The 23,463-nt window shown below is 67.7% G+C and carries 20 protein-coding genes and 1 tRNA gene; 12 read left to right on the top strand and 9 right to left on the bottom strand.

Annotated features, from left to right (window positions below; translation table 11 throughout):
• Window positions 1-156: 156 nt before the first annotated feature.
• The 3 genes from HNQ52_RS13345 to HNQ52_RS13335 all read right to left on the bottom strand — a co-directional run bounded on the left by HNQ52_RS13345 (window position 157) and on the right by HNQ52_RS13335 (window position 3,271).
• Entirely contained in the window at window positions 157-1,377 is a 1,221-nt protein-coding gene (locus tag HNQ52_RS13345) for an RtcB family protein (RefSeq protein WP_183961672.1), read from the bottom strand.
• A gap of 55 nt (window positions 1,378-1,432) precedes the next feature.
• Complete coding sequence (locus HNQ52_RS13340) at window positions 1,433-2,557, bottom strand: slipin family protein (RefSeq protein ID WP_183961671.1); 1,125 nt, start codon at window positions 2,555-2,557, stop codon at window positions 1,433-1,435.
• 645 nt (window positions 2,558-3,202) lie between these two features.
• A tRNA-His gene (locus HNQ52_RS13335) sits at window positions 3,203-3,271 on the bottom strand.
• Window positions 3,272-3,971: 700 nt separating this feature from the next.
• Here HNQ52_RS13335 and HNQ52_RS13330 point away from each other — a divergent pair.
• The 6 genes from HNQ52_RS13330 to HNQ52_RS13310 all read left to right on the top strand — a co-directional run bounded on the left by HNQ52_RS13330 (window position 3,972) and on the right by HNQ52_RS13310 (window position 9,770).
• Window positions 3,972-4,835, top strand: coding sequence for a YbaY family lipoprotein (locus HNQ52_RS13330; RefSeq protein ID WP_183961670.1), 864 nt, complete (start codon window positions 3,972-3,974; stop codon window positions 4,833-4,835).
• Window positions 4,836-5,408: 573 nt separating this feature from the next.
• Window positions 5,409-6,362: a cytochrome c oxidase subunit II gene (gene coxB, locus HNQ52_RS13325; protein WP_183961669.1), complete on the top strand. Its 954-nt coding sequence runs from the start codon at window positions 5,409-5,411 to the stop codon at window positions 6,360-6,362.
• A 53-nt stretch (window positions 6,363-6,415) separates the two neighbouring features.
• A complete protein-coding gene (gene ctaD / locus HNQ52_RS13320; protein ID WP_183961668.1) occupies window positions 6,416-8,053 on the top strand; it encodes a cytochrome c oxidase subunit I in 1,638 nt (545 codons plus the stop codon).
• Window positions 8,054-8,108: 55 nt separating this feature from the next.
• Window positions 8,109-8,240, top strand: a complete 132-nt coding sequence (locus HNQ52_RS17480) for a hypothetical protein (protein ID WP_281378038.1) — start codon at window positions 8,109-8,111, stop codon at window positions 8,238-8,240.
• Window positions 8,237-8,830: a cytochrome c oxidase assembly protein gene (locus HNQ52_RS13315; protein WP_183961667.1), complete on the top strand. Its 594-nt coding sequence runs from the start codon at window positions 8,237-8,239 to the stop codon at window positions 8,828-8,830. Before HNQ52_RS17480 ends, HNQ52_RS13315 begins: the two co-directional genes overlap by 4 nt.
• Before the next feature lie 64 nt (window positions 8,831-8,894).
• Window positions 8,895-9,770 (top strand): cytochrome c oxidase subunit 3, encoded by an 876-nt coding sequence (locus tag HNQ52_RS13310; protein ID WP_183961666.1) that lies wholly within the window; start codon window positions 8,895-8,897, stop codon window positions 9,768-9,770.
• Between the two features lie 130 nt (window positions 9,771-9,900).
• Here the strand turns inward: HNQ52_RS13310 and HNQ52_RS13305 are convergent, their stop codons facing one another.
• Window positions 9,901-10,110 (bottom strand): twin transmembrane helix small protein, encoded by a 210-nt coding sequence (locus HNQ52_RS13305; protein WP_183961665.1) that lies wholly within the window; start codon window positions 10,108-10,110, stop codon window positions 9,901-9,903.
• Window positions 10,111-10,200: 90 nt separating this feature from the next.
• On the opposite strand from HNQ52_RS13305, the gene HNQ52_RS13300 reads away from it, so the two are divergent.
• From HNQ52_RS13300 to HNQ52_RS13280, 5 genes are all read left to right on the top strand, one after another.
• A complete protein-coding gene (locus tag HNQ52_RS13300; RefSeq protein ID WP_183961664.1) occupies window positions 10,201-10,917 on the top strand; it encodes an SURF1 family protein in 717 nt (238 codons plus the stop codon).
• Window positions 10,914-11,489, top strand: a complete 576-nt coding sequence (locus HNQ52_RS13295; protein ID WP_183961663.1) for a hypothetical protein — start codon at window positions 10,914-10,916, stop codon at window positions 11,487-11,489. The genes HNQ52_RS13300 and HNQ52_RS13295 overlap by 4 nt, the downstream gene beginning before the upstream one ends.
• A gap of 100 nt (window positions 11,490-11,589) precedes the next feature.
• Window positions 11,590-12,735: a COX15/CtaA family protein gene (locus HNQ52_RS13290; protein ID WP_246387840.1), complete on the top strand. Its 1,146-nt coding sequence runs from the start codon at window positions 11,590-11,592 to the stop codon at window positions 12,733-12,735.
• Window positions 12,732-13,622, top strand: a complete 891-nt coding sequence (cyoE, locus tag HNQ52_RS13285) for a heme o synthase (protein WP_183961661.1) — start codon at window positions 12,732-12,734, stop codon at window positions 13,620-13,622. Before HNQ52_RS13290 ends, cyoE begins: the two co-directional genes overlap by 4 nt.
• 147 nt (window positions 13,623-13,769) lie before the next feature.
• A complete protein-coding gene (locus HNQ52_RS13280) occupies window positions 13,770-14,948 on the top strand; it encodes a Fic family protein (protein ID WP_221282091.1) in 1,179 nt (392 codons plus the stop codon).
• Window positions 14,949-14,972: 24 nt separating this feature from the next.
• On the opposite strand, the gene HNQ52_RS13275 is transcribed toward HNQ52_RS13280, so the two are convergent.
• Complete coding sequence (locus HNQ52_RS13275) at window positions 14,973-16,931, bottom strand: S9 family peptidase (protein WP_183961660.1); 1,959 nt, start codon at window positions 16,929-16,931, stop codon at window positions 14,973-14,975.
• 111 nt (window positions 16,932-17,042) lie between these two features.
• Here HNQ52_RS13275 and HNQ52_RS13270 point away from each other — a divergent pair, with 111 nt between their 5' ends.
• Window positions 17,043-18,188, top strand: a complete 1,146-nt coding sequence (locus HNQ52_RS13270) for a dipeptidase (protein WP_183961659.1) — start codon at window positions 17,043-17,045, stop codon at window positions 18,186-18,188.
• Between the two features lie 195 nt (window positions 18,189-18,383).
• Here the strand turns inward: HNQ52_RS13270 and dnaG are convergent, their stop codons facing one another.
• From dnaG to hemA, 4 genes are all read right to left on the bottom strand, one after another.
• Window positions 18,384-20,123, bottom strand: coding sequence for a DNA primase (dnaG, locus tag HNQ52_RS13265; RefSeq protein ID WP_183961658.1), 1,740 nt, complete (start codon window positions 20,121-20,123; stop codon window positions 18,384-18,386).
• Window positions 20,124-20,160: 37 nt separating this feature from the next.
• Window positions 20,161-20,682 (bottom strand): molybdenum cofactor biosynthesis protein B, encoded by a 522-nt coding sequence (moaB, locus tag HNQ52_RS13260; RefSeq protein WP_183961657.1) that lies wholly within the window; start codon window positions 20,680-20,682, stop codon window positions 20,161-20,163.
• A 377-nt stretch (window positions 20,683-21,059) separates the two neighbouring features.
• Window positions 21,060-22,142, bottom strand: coding sequence for a peptide chain release factor 1 (gene prfA / locus HNQ52_RS13255; RefSeq protein WP_183961656.1), 1,083 nt, complete (start codon window positions 22,140-22,142; stop codon window positions 21,060-21,062).
• Window positions 22,102-23,430, bottom strand: a complete 1,329-nt coding sequence (gene hemA, locus HNQ52_RS13250) for a glutamyl-tRNA reductase (protein WP_183961655.1) — start codon at window positions 23,428-23,430, stop codon at window positions 22,102-22,104. The genes prfA and hemA overlap by 41 nt, the downstream gene beginning before the upstream one ends.
• Window positions 23,431-23,463 lie beyond the last annotated feature (33 nt).

Below are 23,463 nucleotides of genomic sequence, written 5' to 3'. Positions count from 1 at the left end.
GAATGTTCGGTCAGACCGGGGCGTCCGTCCCTCATCCGCCCTGCCGTTCGGCCGGCGGTAGCCGCCTCACCCTTCTCCCGCGGGGAGAAGGAAGGTTTCATGTGACGGTGTCGAGGATGGACACGGGCGCCGGTGTTGGGCGCCCGGTTCGAAGCATCACCCCTTGATGCACACCACTTGCCGCAGCGTATGCACGATCTCCACCAGATCCTGCTGCGCCGCCATCACCGCCTCGATCGGCTTGTACGCGGCCGGCGATTCGTCGACCACCGAGGCATCCTTGCGGCACTCCAAGTGCGCGGTGGCCTCGCGATGCTGCGCCAGCGTGATCTCCTGCCGCGCCCGCGTGCGGCTCATCACGCGTCCGGCACCGTGGCTGCAGCTGTGGAAGCTGTCCGCGTTGCCGAGGCCACGCACGATGTAGCTGCGCGTGCCCATGCTGCCCGGAATCATGCCGAGTTCGCCTTCACGCGCACTCACCGCGCCCTTGCGCGTGACGAGCAGCGATTCGCCACCATGCGTTTCGCGGTTGACGTAGTTGTGGTGGCAGTTCACCGCCATCTGCGTGAGCTGGAACTTCGGCAAGCGCTGGCGCATGTCGTGCAGCACGCGCGCCATCATCGCCTCGCGGTTGTGGCGCGCGTAGTCTTGCGCCCACGACACCGCCTCGACGTAGTCGTCGAACAGCGGCTCGCCCTCGAGGAAGAACGCGAGGTCCTTGTCCGGCAGTTGGAAACCGAGCACGCGCCGGCCGAGTTCCTCGCGCGCACGTTCGATGAAATACGTGCCGATGAGGTTGCCCGTCCCGCGCGAGCCCGAGTGCAGCATCACCCACACGGCATCGCTCTCGTCGAGGCAGAGCTCGATGAAGTGGTTGCCGCCGCCGAGCGTGCCGATCTGGCGATCGAGCTTGTCGGTGCGGATCTTCCGATGCTTCGCCTTGATCGCATCGAGGCGCTGCACCAGCCCGGACTGCGCAACACGCGTCTCGATGCTGTCGGGAATCTTGTGGTGCTCGCCGAAGCGGCCATTGCCCACCGGCACGCCGCGTTCGATGCTAGAACGCAGCTGCGCGAGGCTGTCCGGCAGGTCGTCCGCGCGCAGCGTGGTGCGCACCGCCGCCATGCCGCAGCCGATGTCGACGCCGACCGCGGCCGGGATGATCGCGCCGCGCGTCGGGATCACCGAGCCCACGGTCGCACCCTTGCCTAGATGCACGTCCGGCATCACCGCCACCCACGGGCCCACGAACGGGATGTCCGCGATGTTGCGCAATTGCTGGTGGGCTTCGGCTTCCAGCGGCACGCCCCGCACCCAGCCCTTGATCGGTGTGCGCGAACCTTCCGCATGCAGCAACTCGTAGTTGTTCGTGTCCATGTCCTTGCTTCCATCGAGGCCGCGCGCGGTGGTTCCGTCCGCCGCGCGCGGGGTGCTACTTCATCGTCACCAGCTGCTTCAGCACGCCGTCCAGGCCGCCGAACACGGTGAGCTTGTCGATCTTCTCGGTGACCTTTTCCAGCGCCTCCAGTTCCTTCAGCCGCATCAGCACCGGACTCTCCTCGATCAGCTTCGCGGTGTTGAGCAGGGAACGCGTGGCGTTCGCCTCCTCGCGACGGCGGATGACGTTGGCCTGCGCCGACTTCTCCGCCTGCACCACGCCGTTGAGGATCTCCTTCATCTCGCCCGGCAGGATCACGTCCTTGACGCCGACACCGAGCATGTCGATGCCGAACTCGCCGACGCGGCCGTGCACGTAGGCGTAGATGTCGGCGTCGAGCGAGGCCTTGTCGCCGAGCAGTTCGTCGAGCGTCTTCGCGGCCACGGCACGGCGCAGGCCGTACTGCAGTTCGCGGTAGACGTGGTCGACGAACTTCGCCACGCGCGTCTTCGCGGCCACCGGATCGACGACGCGCAGCGACGCGGCGAGGTTCACGCGCAGCGAGACCTTGTCGCGGGTCAGCAACTCCTGGCCCGAGACCTCGATCGACTGCACGCGCTGCTCGACGACCTCGGCCACCACGTTCTTCTGGAAGTTCCAGAAGGCGTAGGCGCCCGGCGCCAGCGAGCGCATCAGCTTGCCGTCGATGAACACGAGGCCCGTCGACTCCGCCGGCACGTGCACCGCCACGGCCACCTTCGACAGCGTGCCGAGCTGGCGCAGGCGCTGCATCACGTCCGCGCGCAGTTGCAGGCCCTCGTCCAGCACCATGCGCTCGACGCTCAACCGGCCGTCGCCGCGCCAGAAGATCTTGCGCGTGCCCGGCGCGAGCACGTCCTCGATGACGCCGTGCTGACGCACCAGACCGACTTCGTCGGCTCGCAGGTCGACGAGCAGGAACAGTTCGTCGAAGCGCACATCGCCGAGGCGGGCACGCAGCGTGTCGATGTCGCGGCCGGCGTATTCGGGATTCGCGATCGAATGCGTCAGCACGACGACCCGGTTGAACGGGTCGACGATGCGGTGCACGCGCGGGCCGAGCACGGCCTCGAACTGCTTGTTGCGATACACCAGGCCGCGCTCGCCGTCGCCGATCACGACCCTCTTGGTCCAGAACATGGTGGGTTCTCCTTGTGGCTCTGGTGGTTCGATCCGTTTGCGCTGAAGCCGCATGCGCCGGATCGATTCGCGCGTGCGGGGATGTCGTTGAGCCCCTCTCTCCGTGGGAGAGGGTTCGGTCGAAGCGTTGCAATGGCGTGCACTGCTGCGGTCGTGTTGCGTGAGTTGCCATTGCCATTTCAAGGAAGCAATAGCAGCGACTTGCTGGCACGAGGCGATTGCCGGCGTTTTGTTCGTCCCAGACCCTCTCCCCAACCCCTCTCCCACGGGAGAGGGGCGTTGGATGCGTTTGCGATGCGCGGGCGCACATCGCGGAATAGGTGGAAGCGCCCCTGGCGAAGCACGTCGCGGAGTCCAGGCGCGCGTTGGGGCGGAGGCCGGAACGCAGCCCGCGCGGTCACACGGGACGCTGCAGACCGGCCCGCGCCCTGCGAAGGCGAAGACCCGGCGATGGGTCCGCTGCATCGCTCGACACCACGCCGCGTTGCCGCTGCGGCGGGATGACGAAACGCCGCGCGGGGCGTTTCCGTGGAAGGGACTTGCGTCCCGTGGTCATGACGTGACAGGTCATGTGTCTTGGAGCGGGATTCGAACCCGCGACTTCAGAATCAACGTTCTGTGCTCTACCCGTCTGAGCTATCCAAACGCGGCGGGCCGAAGTCGAACCGGCGACCTCGGGACACGCCCGTGCTCTCACCGCTGAGCTACCGCCGCCTTGCACCGCACCGGTGTCCGGTTCCGGGCATACGCGACGGCAATGCCGTGCGCACCGGCCGGGCAACAAACCCGGGCCGCAGGGAGCCGTTCCTTGATGCGATGCATCGATGCCGGGTCGCGGCACCGATTCCTTGCACGCGGTCGCCTGTGCGCCCGCGTCGATTGTGGTGTTGTGCTCCATGACGAACGCGCAAAAAAAACGCCCCCGGATGTGCGTCCGAGGGCGTTCGTGCAGCCTCGGAGATCGGGTGACCGATCTCCGCGTGGCGGGCAGATCAGTCCGTGGTGATGGCGCCGTGTGCAGTCGTCCGCGTGACGCGGCGGCTGGCCGGTGCGTCGAGCGGGCTGGCGATGGCGAAGATGAAGCGGGACATGGATCGGCCTTGTGGAATGAGTGGAGACATCGCCGAAGGGTCGGCGAGGCGGCACAAATTAAAGTTTCGTTAAGAAGAATGCAAACACTTTCGCGCACCGGCAGACGAGCGGTCGATTGCGGGCGACGGTCGTGCCTGTTTCGCCCGCGAACCCACACATGCGCGACGAATGCCGTGCGCCATTCGTCACTTCGGGTGCTGCAACGTCTTTTTTACGCGCGTGGTTTATCCTTGCCGGCCCCGTGTCCGGGCGCCGCAGCCATCCGTCTGCGTGCCCGCGTCGCGCGGTGTTCCTTCATCCACCAACAGAAGAAGTCGTGATCATGGGTAAATCCTTGCCGTTGTCGCTGGTTGCCGCGTTCGCCCTGAGCGCGTGCGGTGGCGAAGCCCCGCCGTCCCCGAACTCCGCCGCGCCCGCAGCGGCGACGGCCTCCGTGCCGGCGCAGGCCGTGGCCGTGTCCGGTCCGTCGATCAGCGCCAATGTGTCGATCAAGGACGCGCCGAAGGTGGCGCCCGGCATTGCGCTGGAGCTCAAGCTCGTCGACGTGACCGATCCGGCCGCGCTGCCCGTGGTGGTGGCCGAGTCGACCCAGCCGGCGCCGGCGATGCCGGCCCAGGTGGCGCTGGGCTACGACCCGGCCAAGGTCGACCAGACCCGCGTCTACGCCCTGCAGGCCGCGCTGAAGGCCGAAACCTTCGTGCTCTACGGCACCCCGGCCCCGGTCCCCGTGCTGACCCAGGGCGCGCCGAGCAGCGGCGTCGCGCTGGAACTGGTGCGCGGCGGGCAGCCGGCCGCCGATGTTCCGCCGAACGAAAAGATGAAGGCCGATTTCCGCAAGCTCGAGGGCGAGATCGGCGCCCTGCGCCGGATCAAGGGCGAGCGACTGGAGGAGGAGATCTCGGTAGGCTGGGACGCCTTCGTCGACACCAGCGGCCAGATCCGCATGGCGCGCGAGCAGGTCGACTACGGCGACGCCGGCTCGGCCGAGTTCCGTTATGCCTACCAGGGTGGCAAGCCGTGGGTGGTGGAGCGCAAGCAGTCGGGCGTGACCACGCTCGTGGGCTGGAACGCCGATGGCCAGGTGGTCGTGAACGAGCAGGGCGATGCGCCGGCGTCGGACGAGGAGCTCGCCGCGCTGCAGAAGCGCGCTGCCGACCTGTACCAGACGGCCTCGGCCAAGCGCTGAGTTCCGCCGTCTGACGGTTGAAACGCGACCCCGCTCCGGCGGGGTCGCGTCGTTTGCGGGCATTGGAAGCGACGGGATCGGCCGAGACCCGTCAGCCTGCGTTCCTTCTCCCACCGGGAGAAGGTGGCGGCAGCCGGATGAGGGACGGGCGCCACGCCGTCCCGTGGCGATGATCAACCCGGCTACCGGGAACGTCGCTTCGACCGATGCGGCGATTGCATTCGATGCCCGTCCCTCATCCGCCCTGCGTTCGGCCGGCGATAGCCGCCTCGCCCTTCTCCCACGGGGAGAAGGAAAACTTCGGCTCGGCGCCTCGCGGGCGTTGTGTGTGGGCTGCAGTCGCACCAATCGCACCAGCGCTCGTCTTGCCCGCGCGCCCCCCCAACCACTATCATTCCGTGCTTTCCCGAATGGTCCGGATGGCGTCGCGCCTGCCTGTCGCAACCGCGACGGCCGACGCGGCAGGGCCGCTGCGCAGCGGACGTGCAGCCGGTCCGCTCGGGGGGCCGAGGTGGCGGCGTGCACCCGGATGCCAAATTCCGATTGTCTGGGGGCGCGCCCCCGAGGTAGAAAATGACCCACGCAGCTCGTTCGCTACGCATTGGACTCGGTCTTGCCGCACTGCTCGTCGCGAGCGTGGCGTTCGGCGCCGATCCGCAACCGTGGCAGCTCAACATGGCCCCGGGCGTCACCGAGACGTCGGTCGAAGTGCACTGGCTGCACAACCTCATCTTCGGCATCTGCGTGGTCATCGGCGTGCTGGTGTTCGGCGCGATGGGTTACGCGATGTTCGCGTTCCGCAAGTCGAAAGGTGCCGTGGCGGCGCAGTTCAGCCACAACACCACGGCCGAGATCATCTGGACCGTCATTCCGATCCTGCTGCTCATCGCGATGGCGTGGCCGGCGACGAAAACGCTGTTCAAGATGTACGACACCACCGAGTCCGAGATGACCGTCAAGGTCACCGGTTACCAGTGGATGTGGCGCTACGAGATCCTCAACTACCGCGGCCAGCCGGGCAACGTGAACTTCGTCAGCCGCCTGGACGCCAAGAGCAACGCGGCGCGCATCGTGGACTCGGGCATCGATCCGAAGTCGGTGGTCAACGCCGATGGCAAGAACGTCTACCTGCTCGATGTCGACAAGCCGCTCGTGCTGCCCACGGACACCAAGATCCGCTTCGTCATCACCGCCGACGACGTGATCCACGCGTGGTGGGTGCCGGCGCTGGGCTGGAAGCAGGACGCGATCCCGGGCATCGTCAACGAGGCCTGGACCAACATCAAGACGCCCGGCACGTACCGCGGGCAGTGCGCGGAGCTGTGCGGCAAGGACCACGGCTTCATGCCGATCGTGGTGAACGCGCTGCCGCGCGACCAGTTCGAGCAGTGGCTCGCGGCGCAGCAGCCGGCACCGGAAGCACCGGCCGCGCAGCCCGCGACCCCGGAGGCCACGCCGGTCGACGCCGCACCTGCCGCGGACGCGCAGGCCGCAGCGTCCGTCGTCCCCGCTTCCAGCAACGGCTGATCCGGCGCACCCGCCGCAGCCGCACGCCACAGAATCCGCAGAGGTACGCAACGATGGCCACCTACACCGCCCCCGATGTCGCGCACGGCGCCGCGCACGATGCGCACGACGACCACGGGCACAAGCAGACCTTCTTCCAGCGCTGGTTCCTGTCCACCAACCACAAGGACATCGGAACGCTGTACCTGATCTTCGCGTTCGTGATGTTCCTCATCGGCGGCGCGATGTCGGGCGTGATCCGCGCCGAGCTCACGGTGCCGGGCCTGCAGTTCGTGCATCCGGAGTTCTTCAACCAGATGACGACGATGCACGCGCTCGTCATGATCTTCGGCGGCGTGATGCCGGCCTTCGTGGGCCTGGCCAACTGGATGATCCCGCTGCAGATCGGCGCGCCGGACATGGCGCTGCCGCGCATGAACAACTGGTCGTTCTGGATCCTGCCGTTCGCGTTCTCGCTGCTGCTGCTGACGCTGTTCCTGCCGGGCGGCTCGCCCGCCGGCGGCTGGACGCTCTACCCGCCGCTGTCGCTGCAGGGCGGCTCCAACGTCGCGTTCGCCATCTTCGCCATCCACATGATGGGCATCAGCTCGATCATGGGCGCGATCAACGTCATCGCCACCATCCTCAACATGCGCGCGCCGGGGGTGGATCTGCTCAAGATGCCGATCTTCGTGTGGAGTTGGCTGATCACCGCCTTCCTGCTGATCGCGGTGATGCCGGTGCTCGCGGGCGCGGTGACGATGCTGCTGACCGACAAGTTCTTCGCCACCAGCTTCTTCAGCGCAGCCGGCGGCGGCGATCCGGTGATGTTCCAGCACATCTTCTGGTTCTTCGGACACCCGGAGGTCTACATCATGATCCTCCCGGCGTTCGGCATCGTCTCCGAAATCCTGCCCACGTTCTCGCGCAAGCCGCTGTTCGGTTACCAGGCGATGGTCTATGCGGTGGCCTCGATCGCGTTCCTGAGCTTCATCGTGTGGGCGCACCACATGTTCACGGTCGGCATGCCGCTCGGCGGCGAGCTGTTCTTCATGTACGCGACGATGCTGATCGCGGTGCCAACGGGCGTGAAGGTGTTCAACTGGGTCTCGACGATGTGGCAGGGCTCGCTGACGTTCGAGACGCCGATGCTGTGGGCGATCGCGTTCGTGATCCTGTTCACCATCGGCGGCTTCTCGGGCCTGATGCTCGCGATCGTGCCGGCGGATTTCCAGTACCACGACACCTACTTCGTGGTCGCGCATTTCCACTACGTGCTGGTGACCGGCGCGGTGTTCTCGATCATCGCCGCCACCTACTACTGGTGGCCGAAGTGGACCGGCAAGATGTATTCCGAGGGCCTGGGCAAGTTCCACTTCTGGTGGAGCGCGATCTTCGTCAACATCCTGTTCTTCCCGCAGCACTTCCTGGGCCTGGCCGGCATGCCCCGCCGCATTCCGGACTACAACGTCGCGTTCGCGGACTGGAACCTCATCAGCTCCATCGGCGCGTTCGGCATGCTCGCCTCGCCGCTGATCATGATGTACGTGCTGTGGCACTCGCTGAAGTTCGGCGCGCCGGCCCCGGCGCGCGCCTGGGAAGGCGCCAAGGGCCTGGAGTGGACGGTGCCGTCGCCGGCGCCGCATCACACCTTCAGCACGCCGCCCGTCATCCGGCCGGGCGACCTCGCCCACGACGACGTGACGCACTGATCGCGAAGCGCGGCGCCCCGTGCGCCGCGCGCGAACCGTCCCGCAGACACCAGCCATGCAGCCGACCCCGCCACGTTTCGATCCCCGCACGCGCCGCCGCAGCGTTCGCAACACCGCGATCGTGCTCGGCCTCGTGGCGGTCGCGATCTACGTGGCGTTCATCGCCTCGGGCGTGTTCGCCTCGTGAACACCGAGCGCGACACCGCGGCGGCAAAGGAGACCGGCTCGGTCGTGCGCCGCGCGCTCGTGGTCGCGGCCATCGCGTTCGTGTTCTGTTTTTCGCTGGTGCCGCTCTACCGCATCGCCTGCGAGCAGATCTTCGGCATCAAGCTCGGCGACGGGCCGGTGGGCGAGGCGAAGGCAGGCGGGTTCGCCGTCGATACCTCGCGCTGGGTCACGGTGGAATTCGATGCCGGCGTCAACTCCGGACTGCCGTGGGAATTCCGTCCCGCGGTGTCGCAGGTCAAGGTGCATCCCGGGCAGCCGACCGACGCGCTCTACTACGCACGCAACACGTCCGTGGTGCCGATCGTCGGGCAGGCCGTGCCGTCGGTGGCGCCGAGCACCGCGTCGAACTATTTCAACAAGACCGAATGTTTCTGCTTCACCGAGCAGCGCCTGGAGGCCGGCGAAGAACGTCCGATGCCGGTGCGTTTCGTCGTCGATCCCGATCTGCCGGCCGAAGTCTCCACGCTCACGCTGTCCTACACGTTCTACAACAACGAACTGGCCACCGCGCGCATCGCGAGCGAGGGCGTTGCCCACGTGACGCCGTGATCGTCCGCGTCGTCGCCCTGCACCTGCCGCATCACTGAATCGAATCGAAGTCCGGGAATCCGCCATGGCCCACACCACACCCGACGCCAACGTCTACTACGTTCCGCACCACAGCATCTGGCCGATCGTCGGTTCGGTGGGCCTGTTCACCACGATGGTGGGCGTGGCCAACTGGCTCAACGACCACAGCTGGGGCCAGCCGCTGTTCTATGCGGGCCTGGCGATCATGGTGTTCATGCTGTTCGGCTGGTTCCGCAGCGTGATCGGCGAATCGATCGCGGGGTTCTACAACCGCCAGGTCGACATCTCGTTCCGCATGGGCATGCTCTGGTTCATCTTCTCCGAGATCATGTTCTTCGCGGCGTTCTTCGGCGCGCTGTTCTACGCGCGCATGCTGTCGGTGCCGTGGCTCGGCGGCGCGGGCGACGGAATGATGACGCACAACCTGCTGTGGCAGGGCTTCGACGCGGCGTGGCCGACCAACGGCCCGTCCAATGTCGGTGGCGACTTCGAGACGATCCCGGCGTGGGGCCTGCCGCTGATCAACACGCTGCTGCTGCTGGCGTCCGGCGTGACGATCACCATCGCGCACCATGCCCTGCGCGCGGCCAACCGCACCCAGCTGCTGATCTGGCTCGGCGCGACCATCCTGCTCGGCGCGGTGTTCCTGTTCTTCCAGGCCGAGGAATACATCCACGCCTACCACGAACTGAACCTGACCCTGGGTTCGGGCGTCTACGGCTCGACCTTCTTCATGCTCACCGGCTTCCACGGCATGCACGTCACGCTCGGCGCGATCATGCTGACCGTGATCTGGTTCCGCTGTGCCAAGGGTCACTTCAGCAAGGACAACCACTTCGCATTCGAAGCGGTGGCGTGGTACTGGCACTTCGTCGACGTGGTGTGGCTCGGGCTGTTCCTGTTCGTCTACGTGCTCTGACAGCCGCGATTCGCGATTCGGGATTCGGGATTCGAACGGGCACAAGCTGCCACGCTCTCGCCGAATCACGAATCACGAATCACGAATCACGAATCACGAATCAGGCCCTCGGACCCGGTGCGTCCGTGGGCTAGCGTCCGAGATCGTGCGGCTGGATCACCCCGGTCCAGATGCCCAGCACCACCAGCAGGATCAGCACCACGCTCAGCGCGATGCGCTTGGTCAGCGCGTTCACGGTTCGGTTGGTCTGGCCCTTGTCCGTGATCATGTAGTACAGCCCGGCTCCGAGGTTGTAGAGGATCAGGACCAGGAAGGCGACGATGATGAGTTTCTGCAGCATGGATCGACCTTGCGCCAGCCGGCGCATGCGCCGCGAATTGCGGGACGAGGATTATCGCAGCTTCACCGTGCGTCGCGCGGGCATGGTCGGATGAAACGGCCGGGACGCCTCGGCTTTGCGCTTGCGGCGCTGGCGGGCATTGCGCTGTTCGCTGCGCTCGGCGCGTGGCAGTGGCAGCGCGGCACGCAGAAGCAGCACCTGCTGCTGGAAACGGCCGAGATGCTCGCCGCGCGCGAGGCGGTTCCGCTGGCCGATGCCGTCGCGCGGGAAACGCGCGCACTGCAGTGGACGAGCGGCAGCGTGCAGTTCGACGCGCGCGGGCCGCTGTTGCTCGACAACCAGCTGCGCGCCGGCCGCGCGGGCGTGCGGGCGTATCGGCTCGCGCTCGTCGACGGCAGCGCGACGCCGCTGCTGGTGGACCTGGGCTGGCTGCCGCTGCCGGCCGACCGTGCGTTGCCGACCATCGAACGGCCGGCGGGTCGGATCGAGGCACGCGGTCTGCTGGCGCCGCCGCCGTCGGCCGGCATCGCGCTGGGCACCGGCATCGCGCCCGCGGCGGACGGCTGGCTGCTGACGCGCATCGACATGCACGCCATCGCCGCGGCCACCGGCCTGGCCGTCCCGCCGGCGCCGCGCGTGCTTCGGCTCGATCCGGATCTTCCGCTCGGCTACGAGCGCGACCTGGACGTGCTGCAGAACACATTGCCACCGGAGCGGCATCGCGGGTACGCGGTGCAGTGGTGGGGTCTGGCCGTCACCGTGTTCGTGGTGTGGCTGGTGCTCGGATTTCGCAGGACACGCCGATGAACGTACCGCACCCAACGCCGATCGATCCCGTCCGCCGCCGCCGTTCGCGCCTCATGCTGGTGGGCGTGTTCGCGCTGTTCACGCTGCCGTTCTTCGCTGCCGCGCTGCTGCACCTGAGCGGCTGGAAACCCACCGACACGCGCAACCGCGGCGAGTTGCTCTCGCCGATGGTGCAGCTTGACGATCTGCAACTGGTGCGCGCCGACGGCACGCCGTACGCGTGGGCGCCGTACGATCGGCGCTGGCAGATCGCGGTGGTGGCCACGCCCGGCTGCGCGCAGGTCTGCGTCGATCTGATCGAGGGCCTGGACAAGGTCTGGCAGCTGCAGGGCCGGCGCGCCGATCGTCTCGATGTGTTGTGGTTCGGCGATGTGCCCGCGGGCGCGGTGCCGTTCCGCCGTTTCGTGCCGATGCAGCAGAACGTCGATCTTTCCGCGCGCCTGCCGGGGCTCGCGACGCAGGGGCGGCCCACGGCCTACCTCATCGATCCGAACGGCAACGTCGCATTGCGGTACGGTGCCGACTTCGATGTCGCCGACCTGCGCGAAGACACCGCGCGGATGCTGAAATGACCTGATGCCGCACGCGCGCACTGCGCGCACGACACGGTCGAAGACCACCGCGCCGCCTTCGGGCGTTCCCTCCTCCGCCTACACGAAGCACCATCCACCCATGCTCCCGCACCGTCTCTACAACAAGATCGCCTGGATCGCCGTGCTGCTCGCGCTGATCGTGATCGTGTTCGGCGCGTTCGTGCGCCTGTCCAATGCCGGACTGTCCTGCCCGGACTGGCCCACGTGCTACGGCCGCGCCACGTGGCCCGTGCACGAGGTGGACGTGGCGCACGCGAACGCCAACTACGAACGCCCGGTCGAAACCCACAAGACCTGGCGCGAGCAATTCCACCGCCACCTCGCGGCGACACTCGGGCTGCTGGTGCTCGCCCTCGCCGTGCTCGCCGCGCGCCGCGTGCCGCGCGGGCTTGCCGTGGTGCTCGGCGCAAGCGCGCTGGTGGCGATCGCCATCCCGGTCTACATGCGCGGCGAACACGTCTGGGCCAGCGTGCTGGCGGCCATCGGCGAAGGCCTGCTGGTCGCGTACGTGTTGCGGCCGGGCTCGCACGCGTCGCCGCGTGGCGATTTCACCCGGGCCTCGTCGCTGCTGCTGGCGGTGATCATCTTCCAGGCCCTGCTCGGCATGTGGACGGTGACGTGGCTGCTGAAGCCGGTGGTGGTGATGGCGCACCTGCTCGGCGGCATGACGACCTTTTCGCTGCTCGTGTTCGTTGCGTGCCGCGCCTCGCCCAATGCGGCGATCGCGCTCGCACCGGAAGTCCGGATCAAGCCGATGCTGACGATCGGGCTCGTGCTGGTCGCCATCCAGATCGCGCTCGGCGGCTGGGTGTCGGCCAACTATGCCGCGCTCGCCTGCGGCACGAATTTTCCGCATTGCCTGGGCTCGTGGACGCCGCCGACCGATTTCCGCGAAGCCTTCGTGCTGTGGCGCGGCATCGGGGTCGACTACGAAGGCGGCGTGCTGGACGCGCCGGCGCGGGTCGCGATCCACCTGACGCATCGCGTGTTCGCGCTCGTGGTCGCCGGACATCTGATCGCACTCGGCTTCAGGCTGCGTCGCATCCCGGAACTTGCCGGCTGGGGCAAGGCGATCTGGATCCTGCTCGGCGTGCAGGTATTGCTCGGCATCCTCAACGTGATCGAGGGCTTGCCGCTGAAGGTGGCCGTGGCGCACAACGCCGGCGCGGCGATCCTGCTGTTCGCGCTGGTGTCGCTGCTCGCGCGGATCCGCCAGCGCGCATGAGCGTCGGCATGCGCGACTACTGGGCGCTGACCAAGCCGCGCGTCGTCGCGCTGATCGTGTTCACCGCGATCATCGGCATGCTGCTGGCCGTGCCCGGCATCCCGCCGCTGCTGCCGGCGACGATGGGCTTCATCGGCATCTGGCTCGCGGCGGCATCGGCGGCCGCGATCAACCATCTGATCGACCAACGCATCGATGCGGTGATGGCGCGTACGTCGCACCGTCCGTTGCCGAGCGGCGCACTGAAGCCGATGCAGGTGCTGCTGTTCGCGATCGCGCTGGGCGTCGCATCGATGGCGATCCTGCTGGTCTTCACCAACCCGCTGACCGCTGCGCTCACCTTCGCGTCGCTGATCGGCTACGCCGTGGTGTACACCGCCTATCTCAAGCGCGCCACGCCGCAGAACATCGTCATCGGGGGCATCGCCGGCGCCGCGCCGCCGCTGCTGGGCTGGGCCGCCGTCACCGGCGAAGCGCATCCGCATGCCTGGCTGCTGGTGCTGATCATCTTCGTGTGGACGCCGCCGCATTTCTGGGCGCTCGCGATCTTCCGTCGCGAGGATTACGCGCGTGCGTTGATCCCGATGCTGCCGGTGGCGTACGGCGTGCAGTACACGCGCTGGCACGTGCTGTTCTACACCATCCTGCTGGTGCTGGTGACGCTGCTGCCGTGGCTCACCGGCATGAGCGGCGTGTTCTACCTCGGCGGCGCGCTGGTGCTGGGTGCGGGGTTCCTCTACTACGCGATCCGGCTGATGAACCCGCCGAGCGAGCGATTCGCGATGGACGTCTTCAGTTACTCGATCTGGTATCTGATGGTGCTGTTTGCATTTCTGCTAGTGGATCACTATCTGGCGCCGGTGGGCATTCCCGCATCCGCGGGCTGACCGCCGCGCGTTCCCGCTGTCGCGGAAGCAACATCACGAGATCGAAGATTAAAGATGTTTCTTCAGATCTATTCTAATAACATATTGTTTTTCAATTGATTCAGGGAAAAAATTCAGTATCATCGTTGCATCCTTTGCGGATCTTCCATGATGCCGTCCCGGTTCGTCCACCACGATCTCCGATTGCTCAACCCGTCCTTCACGTCGCCGCTGCTGGACGTGCTGACTGACCTTGAGCATCTGCGCAGGCTCGAATTGCGCGGCACCACGCCGCCGCAGGTCTTCACCGAACTCAAGCAGGTCTTCCATCTTCTCGAAAGCCTTGCGTCCGCCCGCATCGAGGGCAACCACACCACACTTGCCGACTATGTGGAAGCAAAGGTTGTCGATGCGCCGCAGCGCGGGGATCAGCTGCACGAAATCGACAACATCGATGCGGCGATGAACGATGTCGAATCCGCGCTAGGCCCCGGTGATGCGATCACAGAATCACTGCTGCGAGGTTTGCACGCGCGCACGGTCCAGGGCCTGGTGCGTGAAGGCGATCGCAATCCGGGTGCCTATCGGCCGGGCGAGGTGCTGATCGCGCAGGCGCAGCATCGACCACCGCCCGCGCTGCGCGTGGCCGGGTACATGGCCGAGCTCGTCGACTTCATCAACCGCGCCGACCCGCCGAAGTACGATCTGATGAAGGTCGCGCTCGCGCACCACCGGTTTGCCTGGGTGCATCCGTTCGGCAATGGCAACGGGCGCGTCGTGCGCCTGCTCACCTACGCACTGCTGAGAAAATTCGGATTTCGCGTCAGCCTGCAGGACGGCCCGGTAGGCCGACTGCTGAATCCCGCGGCCGTGTTCTGCGCAGACCGTGACCGCTACTACGCGATGCTCGCAATCGCCGACACAGGCACCGATACAGGCCTGGAGACCTGGTGCACCTATGTCCTCGCAGGCGTGCGCGACGAACTGGAAAAGGTCGATCGGCTCGCCGACTACGCGTACCTGAAGGGTCGCGTATTGCTCCCGGCGCTGGCACATGCAGGGGAGCGCCGCCTGGTGACCGCGGACGAGTTGCTCGTCCTGACAGCCGCCGTGCGCGCGGGCGTGATCAAGGCCGGCGATCTTGAAACGGTGTTGCCGGGACTGACCGGCAATCAGCGCACCTACCAGATCCGCAAACTCGTCGACGCCGGCATGCTGCAGCCGATTCGACCGAACGCGCGACAGTACACGATCGGTTTCAGCCACAACGTGCTGCTGCGCGGCGTGATCAGCGCGCTGACGGCGGAAGGCTTCATACCGGCGGCCTTGGTGGGGCGCCCGCAGTGAACCTGGCCTGCGGACGCAATGCGATCACTCTTCGTCGAGCAAATGCTTTTGCCAGAACAGCATCTGCGCCGCACCGAAATAATCGGCATTGGTCTTCTTCGCGAAGCCGTGGCCTTCGTCGCCGAAGAGCAGATACCAGACGTCGCCGCCGTTGCCGCGCACCTTCGACACGATCTGCTCGGCCTCCGATGCCGGCACGCGCGGGTCGTTGGCGCCTTGCGCGACGAACAGCGGTTTGGTGATCTTCTGCGCATTGTTGAGCGGTGCGATCGTCTCGTGGAAGGCGCGCATGGCCGGATCGCGTTCGTCGCCGTATTCGGCGCGACGCAGGTCGCGGCGGTAGCCCTGGGTGTTGGCGAGGAAGGTGTTGAAGCTGGAGATGCCGACGACGTCGATGCCGGCGCGCAGGCGGTCGTTGTAGTGCGTCATCGACGCCAGCACCATGTAGCCGCCGTAGCTGCCGCCGTAGACTCCGACGCGGTCGGCGTCGAGTTCCGGCCGCGTGGCGATCCAGTCGAGCAACGCGCCGATGTCCTTGACCGAATCCTCGCGTTTGTCGCCGTTGTCGAGTAGCAGGTAGTCCTTGCCGTAACCGGCCGAACCGCGCACGTTCGGCACCAGCACCGCAATCTTCTGCTCGTTGAGCAGGTACTGGATGCCGGGGTTGAACGCCGGAAGCGCCTGCGCTTCGGGGCCGCCGTGGATCTGCACCACCACCGGGAACGGACCGTCGCCGGGCGGACGGTAGTAGAACGCGGGGATGGTGCGCGGCTTGCCGTCCACGCGGTCGAAGGTCGGATAGCGCACCAGCGTGGGCGCGATGAAGCGCGTCGCATCGAGGCCGCCGACTTCGCTCTGCGTCCAGCGCTCGAGCGCGGCATCGGCGAGCGAGATGACGTAGACATCGCTGGGTGAGGTGGCGCCGTTGATCGTCACCGCGAGGCGCGTGCTGTCCGGCGAGAAGCCGACATTGCCGAGCACGCCGACCGGCAGCGTCGGCAAGGTCAGGGGTTCGAGACCGGGGAGCCTGCGCACGTGCAGTTTGCCGATGCCGTCCTCGTTGCTTGCGAACGCGAGCAGCGTGCCGTCGTCCGACAGCGCCACGTCGGTCACGTCCCACGGCACGTCGGCGCTGATCTGGCGCGGTGCGCCGCCTTTCGGATCGTGGTGGCGCAGCGTGCGGAACTGCGTGCCCTCGTCGGAGACGTAGAACACGCTGCCGTCGCGCGCGTACCGGAACGTGGTGAACGCGGCCTTGCCGCCGTCGACCGGGAACAGCCGCAGCTTGCCGGTGGCAACGTCCACCTCGCCCGGGTACGACTCGTTGATCGACACGTACTTGAGTACGAGCAGGCGGGTGCCGTCGTGCGAGAAATCCGCCGCGTACCACGCGCCGCCTTCGGTCACGACGGCGCGCGCCTTGCCGGTTGCGATGTCGCGCACCCAGATGTCGGTGTCGACACCGTTGCGCGCGGTGCTCGAATACGCGATCTGCTTGCCGTCGTGCGAAAACAGCGGGCGTTCGTTGCGGCTGGTGCCGCCGTCGGACAGCAGGGTCACGCTGCGGGAATCGAGGTCGTACCAGTGCAGCTGCCAGAATTCCGATCCGCCGACGTCCTGCGCGAACACGAAGCCGTTGCCGCCCTTGGCCGGCGCGCTCGCCACCTGCGTCACGGGCTCGGCGAAAAACGTCAGTTGCTCGCGCATGCCGAGCGGTGTGCGGACGCGATGCGCCTGGTTGGTCTCGGCGAATCGCGTGGTGACAAGCATGCTGCCGTCGCGCAGCCAGCCGGCGAAGCTCGCGCCGCGCGTGGCCTGGTACTGCGCGAGGCGCTGCGTGATCTGCGGGGGAATCGGCGGGATGTTTTCCGCGGTGCGGTTGCCGACCACCTCGCGCTTCACCTCCGGCGTGCCGACGGCGAGCGGTTGGGCAAGGGCGACGGTGGATGCCAGCAGGGTGGCTGCAATCAGCAAGGTACGCATCGGAGGCTCCGGCGGAAACGCGTCAGCACCGGAGCATAATGCAGACCGTGCGCGCAGGCGCCCGCGCACGACGAAACGAAGCGCGCCGATGCCATGCACGGGATGACGACGATGCCGACACTTCGAATCGACCGCCGCGGTTTTCTCGCCGTCGGCGCCGCTGCCATTGCCGCATGGAACACGCGCGCCGCGGCACTGTCGCCGCCGCCGACCGACTGGGCGCCGTACGTACGCAGCATCGCGATCGACGCCGCCGGCATGTTCGGGCGCTGGCCCGGCACGCCGGACGGCATGCTGTCCGATGTCGATGTCGCCGACGCGCGCGAATCCGGCCTCACCGCCGTGGTGCTGACGCTGGCGCCGAACGGCCGCTTCCGTTTCGGTGCGGACGCGTTCGAAACCACGGTGCGCAACATCGCGCACTGGGAGCGGCAGATCGCGGCGCGGCCGGACACGTTCCTGCGCATCGATCGCGCCGACGACATCGCGCGCGCCAGGCGCGAGAACAAGGTGGGCGTCATCTACGGCTTCCAGGAAAGCTCGCCGATCGGCGAGGATCTCGATCGCATCGACACGTTCCATGCACTCGGACTGCGCGTACTGCAGCTCACGCACAACCGCCGCAACCTCGTCGGCGACGGCTGCATGGAGCCGGGCGATGCGGGTCTGAGCGCGTTCGGCCGCGGCGTGATCGAACGCTGCAACACGCGTCGCGTGCTGGTGGATCTTGCCCACGGTGGCCGTCGCACCACGCGCGAAGCGATCGCGGCGTCGAAGGCGCCGGTGCTGATCGGCCACACCGGCTGCGCCGCACTCGCGGACCTGCCGCGCAACACCGCCGACGCCGAACTGCGCGCGCTGGCCGAGCGCGGCGGCGTCGTCGGCATCCTGTTCTGGCCGTTCCTGCGCGTCGACGGACAGCCGATGGCGAACGATCTGCTGTGGCACCTCGAACACGCCATCGACGTGTGCGGCGAGGACCATGTGGGCATCGGCAGCGACAATTCGATTTCGCCCGTGGCGATGACGCCGGAGTTCGTGAAGGACAACACCGAGTTCATGCAGATGCTGCTGGATGACGGCACGCTGGCGCCGGGGCGGTCGACGGAGCTCGTCACGTTCCTGCCGGATCTGAATCATGCGCGGCGGTACGAGACGATTGCGGCGATGCTGTCGTCGCGCGGGCACAGCGATGCGCGGATCGAGAAGATTCTCGGCGGGAATTTTGCGCGGGTGATGGGGGAAGTGTGGGGCTGAGTGTGCTGGTCTGAACGCACCCCCTTCCGCCTGCCGGCACCTTCCCCCGCTCTGCGGGAGAAGGACTCTTCGGATAGCGTTCGGACACTGGCATGCGTAGCCCTCGCTAATGACGTCGATCGGAGGAGCCCTTCTCCCGCGCAGCGGGGGAAGGTGCCGGCAGGCGGAAGGGGGTGTTTCTGCTGCAGGAAAACGCTATTTTCGCGACGTCACCTGCAGCTCCCGCCACTCCGCCTTCTCGTCCTCCGACAGCGCCCCCATGCCGCCCTCGCGCATGCGCAGGTTCAATTCCTCCACGCGCTGCTGCCGCGTCTGCCGCGTCAGCTGGTGCAGTGCATCGACGAACTCCACCCGCCACGCCGCGACATCGCCCGGCAACGACTGCGCGGCGAGCTTCTGCAGCGCGGATTCCTCCTCGCGACCGGCGAAGTGTTCGAGCAGCGCGCCGGTGTTGATGTCCGGGCGCGCACGCACCAGCGCGATCAGTTCCAGCAGCAGCGGCACGCCCGGCTGGCGCAGCGGTTCGAAGCCCGCCGTCGATTCCACCTCCAGCCCGAGCCCGGGCTGTTGCAGCAGCAACGAAATCGCGCTGCGCACGAGGCTGCGCTTCGGGGTGGCGGAGGTCCGCGCCGACGCCTGCGGCCGACCCGCGGGAAGGTGCGAGTCGGGCGCGCTCGCACGCGCGCCGACGCCGGTCAGTTCGGTGAGCCGCTGTCGCATGAGATCGCCGAACGCGCCATCGGGAATTTGCGCCAGCAGCGGTTTCGCGCGTTCGGCCAGGCGCGCCTTGCCGTCGAGCGTGGCGAGATTGATGTCCACGGCGAGCGAATCGAACAGGAACTGCGACAGCGGAGTCGCCTGCTGCAGGCGCGCATCGAAGCCGGCCGCGCCTTCGCTGCGCACGATGGTGTCCGGGTCTTCGCCATCGGGCAGGAACAGGAAGAACGCCTGGCGGCCGTCCTTCATGCGCGGCAGCACTGATTCGAGCGCGCGCCACGCGGCCTTGCGTCCGGCGTTGTCACCGTCGAAGCAGAAATACACGTCGGCCGCGTTGCGGAACAGCAGCTCGGCGTGGTCGGGCGTGGTCGCGGTGCCGAGCGTGGCCACGGCGGTGTCGACGCCGTACTGGAACAGCGACACCACGTCCATGTAGCCCTCGACCACGACCAGACGCGGAATCTTCGAATGCGCCTGCCGCACCTGCCACAGGCCGTAGAGCTCGCGTCCCTTGTGGAACAACGGCGTCTCGGGCGAGTTGAGGTACTTCGGCCCGTCGTCCTTCGCAAGCACGCGGCCGCCGAAGGCGATCACGCGGCCGCGGCGGTCGTGGATGGGAAACATCACGCGTTCGCGGAACTTGTCGTAGACGCGGCCGGAATCGCTTTTCGACAACATGCCGACGCGTTCGAGCGTGCGCAGCGCGGCCTCGTCGCGGCCGAGAGCGTTCTTCAGCGTGTCGAAGCCCTCGGGCGCCCAGCCGATCGCGAAACGCTCGCGGTTGGTCGCATCCACGCCGCGCCGGTCCAGATACGCCCGCGCCTTTGGCGTGGACGCAAGCTGTGCGCGGAAAAACGCGGCCGCGGCGTCCAGCGCCGCGTACATCGGGCGCGCTTCGTCGTTTTCGTTGTGCTGGCGCGTTTCGCGCGGCACCTCCATGCCGACGCGCTTGGCGAGTTCCTCGACCGCATCGAGGAATTCGAGCCGGTCGTATTCCATCAGGAACTTGAGCGCGGTGCCGTGCGCGCCGCAGCCGAAGCAGTGGTAGAACTGCTTGGTGGGCGACACGGTGAACGAGGGCGAGCGCTCGTCGTGGAACGGACAGCGCGCGCCGTATTCGCGGCCCGCGCGCTTGAGCGGCACGCGCGCGCCGATCAGTTCGACGATGTCGGTGCGGGCGAGGACATCGTCGATGAATGCGTCGGGGATGCGGGCCATCGGCGGATGATAGGGCGGAGCGCTGCCGCGCGCCGGCTCAGCGTTCGCGCAGGCGCGGCTTCAGGCCCGCGAGATTGCAGGGCCGGGTGCGGGCGTCGAGCTGATGCGCGATGAGTTTCTCCCAGCCGGTGCGGCATGCCGACGTGGAGCCGGGCAGGGCGAACAGGAAGGTGGCGTTGGCGAGGCCGGCGAACGCGCGCGACTGCAGCGTGGACGTGCCGATCTCGTCGAACGAGAGCACGCGGAACATCTCGCCGAAGCCCGGCATCTGCTTGTCGAGCAGCGGCAGCAGTGCCTCGGGCGTCGAGTCGCGGCCGGTGAAACCGGTGCCGCCGGTGACGAGGATGCCGTCGACGGCCTCGTCGGCGATCCACTGAGAGACCAGCGCGCGCAGTGCGTAGACGTTGTCGGGCAGGAGCGCACGCGCGAGCAGGTGATGGCCCGCGGCGGTGAGCGCTTCGGCGAGGTAGTCGCCGGAGCTGTCGTTGCCGGCGTGGCGCGTGTCGGAGACGGTGAGCACGCAGAGGTTGAGCGGGTGGAAGTCGGTGGCGGCGGTCATGCGGGGGCCTCGGGGAGGGAGCGGTCGGCGTCGGAGGTCGGAGAGCGCCCCCTTCCGCCCTTCGGGCACCTTCCCCCGCGTTGCGGGAGAAGGGACAAGCGGGTTGCGTTGGAAAGTTGCCGGCGGTGCGGGTGAAGGGAGAGCCGGGCGATGTGGGGCGTCGTCGGCGAGGCGGGAGGGGCGTGATCGCCTGCGCGAGTCAGCGTCTCGCTGCGGCAGGCGGTGCGGCGGTCGCCATTCCGCCCCGGCATGCATCGAAGCATCCCTCTCCCGCGCAGCGGGGGAGGGTGCCGGCAGGCGGGAGGGGGCTCGCCGCGACGAGCGACAACCATCGACCCGGTGCCCGGCCCCCCCCCAGACATGCACCTTCGTGCGACTCACGCCGCATCGCCGATCAGCTTCAGCTCATCCGCCTGGTGTTCGCGGCGCAACGTGTCGATCAACTCGGCCAGGTCGCCTTCCATCACTTCCGGGAGCCTGTACAGCGTGAGGTTGATGCGGTGGTCCGTGATCCGCCCCTGCGGGAAGTTGTAGGTGCGGATGCGCTGGCTGCGGTCGCCCGAGCCCACCTGCAGGCGGCGCGACTGCGCCTGCGCGGCGTCCTGCTTTGCGCGCTGTTCGTCGAGCAGGCGCGCCTTGAGCAATGACAGCGCGCGGGCGCGATTCTTGTGCTGCGAGCGCTCGTCCTGGCATTCGACCACGATGCCGGTGGGCAGATGCGTGATGCGGATCGCCGAGTCGGTCTTGTTGACGTGCTGGCCGCCGGCACCCGAGGCGCGGAAGGTATCGATCTTGAGGTCGCCGTCGCGCAGTTCGATCTCGTCGATCTCGTCGAGCTCGGGCAGGATGGCCACCGTCGCCGCCGAGGTGTGGATGCGGCCCTGCGATTCGGTGGCCGGCACGCGCTGCACGCGGTGCGTGCCCGATTCGAACTTCAGCTGCGCGTACGCGCCTGCGCCTTCGATGCGCGCGATGATTTCCTTGTAGCCGCCGTGTTCGCCCGGGCTGGCGCCGAGGATCTCGACCTGCCAGCGGCGCGCCTCGGCATAGCGCGCGTACATGCGGAACAGGTCGCCGGCGAAGATCGCGGCCTCGTCGCCGCCGGTGCCGGCGCGCACCTCCAGAAAGAGGTTGGCGTCGTCGCGCGGATCGCGCGGCAGCAGCAGGATGTTGAGTTCGTCGTCGAGGGTGGCGAGGGTGTCGCGCAGGGTTGCAATCTCGTCGTCGGCGAGGTCGCGCAGTTCCGGATCGTCGCGCATCGCCTCGGCGGCGGCGAGCGACTGCAGCGCCGCGTCGTAGTCGCGCAGCTTCCTCGTGGCCGGTTCGAGCTGGGCGTATTCGCGCGACAGGTCGCGGAAGCGCTTGGCGTCCGCGTTCGCGTCCGGCTCGGCCAGCAGGCGACCGACTTCCTCGTGGCGCTCAGCCAGCGCGTCGAGTTTGCGGCGGATGCTGGGTGTCATCGGTGTCCAGGCGGGGAGAAGGATCGCGCGCGTTGGGCGCATCGGCGTCGAACAGGCGCGCGGCGGCCTGCAGCAGGTCGCGGTCGCCGCGCAGCGCGGCGGCGCGCAGGTTGGCGCTCGGCGTGTGCAGCAGCTTGTTGGTGAGGGTATGGGCGAGAAATTCCAGCGCCTGCTGCGGCGATTTGCCCTGCGCCAGAAGGTCGGCGGCGCGCGCGAGCGTGGCATCGCGTTCGGCCTCGCTGTGCCGGCGCAGGCGCTTGAGCGTGTCCTGCTGGTCGGCCGCGCGCCACCACGCGAGATAGTGCTCCACCTGCAGCTCGATGATGGCTTCGGCCTGGTCCGCGGCCTCGCGCCGCGAGCGGCGGTTGTCGTCGATGACCTGTTCGAGGTCGTCGACGGTGTAGACGAAGACGTCGTCGAGGTCCGCGACGCTGGCCTCGATGTCGCGCGGCACGGCCAGGTCGAGCAGGAACATCGGCCGGTGCCGACGCGTGCGCAGCGCGCGCTGCACCGCATCGCGTCGCAGCACCGGCTCGCGGCTGGCGGTGGCGCAGATCACGATGTCGGCCTCGGCCAGATGGCGTTCCAGATCGTCGAGCGGCAGCGCGTAGCCGCCGAAGCGCGAGGCCAGCGTCTGTGCATGTTCGAGCGTGCGGTTGGCTACCAGCAGGCGCCGCACGTTCTGGTCCACCAGATGGCGCGCGGCAAGTTCGATGGTGTCGCCGGCACCGACCAGCAGCACCGTGGCCTCGTCGAGCGCGGTGAACACGCGCTGCGCGAGCCGCACCGCGGCAAACGCCACCGACACCGGATGCGCGCCGATGCGGGTGTCGGTGCGGGCGCGCTTGGCCACCGCGAAGGTCTGCTGGAACAGGCGATCGAGCGGCGTCTTCAGCGCACCGGCGCCGCGCGCGTGCTGGTAGGCCTCCTTCACCTGGCCGAGGATCTGCGGCTCGCCGAGCACCATCGAATCCAGGCCCGTCGCCACGCGGAACAGATGGCGCGCGGCGTCGCCGTCGCGATGGGTGTAGAGATAGGTCTCGAGCTGGCCCGGGCCCAGGCGGCTGCGTTGCGCGAGCCAGCGCGCGGGGACCGCCTCGGCACCGGCGTCGATGCGGCAGTAGATTTCGGTGCGGTTGCAGGTCGACAGCAGCGCGGCTTCGTGCACCCCGGGCTGGGCCAGCAGATCGCGCACGGCGGCGGGCATCGCGTCGGCGTCGATCGCAAGCGTTTCGCGCAGCGCGACCGGTGCGGTCTGGTGGTTCAAGCCGAGGGCGAGCAGGGTCATGGCGATGGGCTTGCGGTAGACTTCGAACGCCGG

This window comes from Chiayiivirga flava (assembly GCF_014202825.1).
GTDB lineage: Bacteria > Pseudomonadota > Gammaproteobacteria > Xanthomonadales > Xanthomonadaceae > Chiayiivirga > Chiayiivirga flava.
This window is presented reverse-complemented; position numbering and strand designations above follow the sequence as displayed.

Excerpts from the sequence above, each read along its gene's own strand:
- HNQ52_RS13345 (WP_183961672.1), bottom strand. The coding sequence starts at position 1,377 with ATGGACACGAACAACTACGAGTTGCTGCATGCGGAAGGTTCGCGCACA.
- HNQ52_RS13340 (WP_183961671.1), bottom strand. The coding sequence starts at position 2,557 with ATGTTCTGGACCAAGAGGGTCGTGATCGGCGACGGCGAGCGCGGCCTG.
- HNQ52_RS13330 (WP_183961670.1), top strand. The coding sequence starts at position 3,972 with ATGGGTAAATCCTTGCCGTTGTCGCTGGTTGCCGCGTTCGCCCTGAGC.
- coxB (WP_183961669.1), top strand. The coding sequence starts at position 5,409 with ATGACCCACGCAGCTCGTTCGCTACGCATTGGACTCGGTCTTGCCGCA.
- ctaD (WP_183961668.1), top strand. The coding sequence starts at position 6,416 with ATGGCCACCTACACCGCCCCCGATGTCGCGCACGGCGCCGCGCACGAT.
- HNQ52_RS17480 (WP_281378038.1), top strand. The coding sequence starts at position 8,109 with ATGCAGCCGACCCCGCCACGTTTCGATCCCCGCACGCGCCGCCGCAGC.
- HNQ52_RS13310 (WP_183961666.1), top strand. The coding sequence starts at position 8,895 with ATGGCCCACACCACACCCGACGCCAACGTCTACTACGTTCCGCACCAC.
- HNQ52_RS13305 (WP_183961665.1), bottom strand. The coding sequence starts at position 10,110 with ATGCTGCAGAAACTCATCATCGTCGCCTTCCTGGTCCTGATCCTCTAC.
- HNQ52_RS13300 (WP_183961664.1), top strand. The coding sequence starts at position 10,201 with ATGAAACGGCCGGGACGCCTCGGCTTTGCGCTTGCGGCGCTGGCGGGC.
- HNQ52_RS13295 (WP_183961663.1), top strand. The coding sequence starts at position 10,914 with ATGAACGTACCGCACCCAACGCCGATCGATCCCGTCCGCCGCCGCCGT.
- HNQ52_RS13290 (WP_246387840.1), top strand. The coding sequence starts at position 11,590 with ATGCTCCCGCACCGTCTCTACAACAAGATCGCCTGGATCGCCGTGCTG.
- cyoE (WP_183961661.1), top strand. The coding sequence starts at position 12,732 with ATGAGCGTCGGCATGCGCGACTACTGGGCGCTGACCAAGCCGCGCGTC.
- HNQ52_RS13280 (WP_221282091.1), top strand. The coding sequence starts at position 13,770 with ATGATGCCGTCCCGGTTCGTCCACCACGATCTCCGATTGCTCAACCCG.
- HNQ52_RS13275 (WP_183961660.1), bottom strand. The coding sequence starts at position 16,931 with ATGCGTACCTTGCTGATTGCAGCCACCCTGCTGGCATCCACCGTCGCC.
- HNQ52_RS13270 (WP_183961659.1), top strand. The coding sequence starts at position 17,043 with ATGCCGACACTTCGAATCGACCGCCGCGGTTTTCTCGCCGTCGGCGCC.
- dnaG (WP_183961658.1), bottom strand. The coding sequence starts at position 20,123 with ATGGCCCGCATCCCCGACGCATTCATCGACGATGTCCTCGCCCGCACC.
- moaB (WP_183961657.1), bottom strand. The coding sequence starts at position 20,682 with ATGACCGCCGCCACCGACTTCCACCCGCTCAACCTCTGCGTGCTCACC.
- prfA (WP_183961656.1), bottom strand. The coding sequence starts at position 22,142 with ATGACACCCAGCATCCGCCGCAAACTCGACGCGCTGGCTGAGCGCCAC.
- hemA (WP_183961655.1), bottom strand. The coding sequence starts at position 23,430 with ATGACCCTGCTCGCCCTCGGCTTGAACCACCAGACCGCACCGGTCGCG.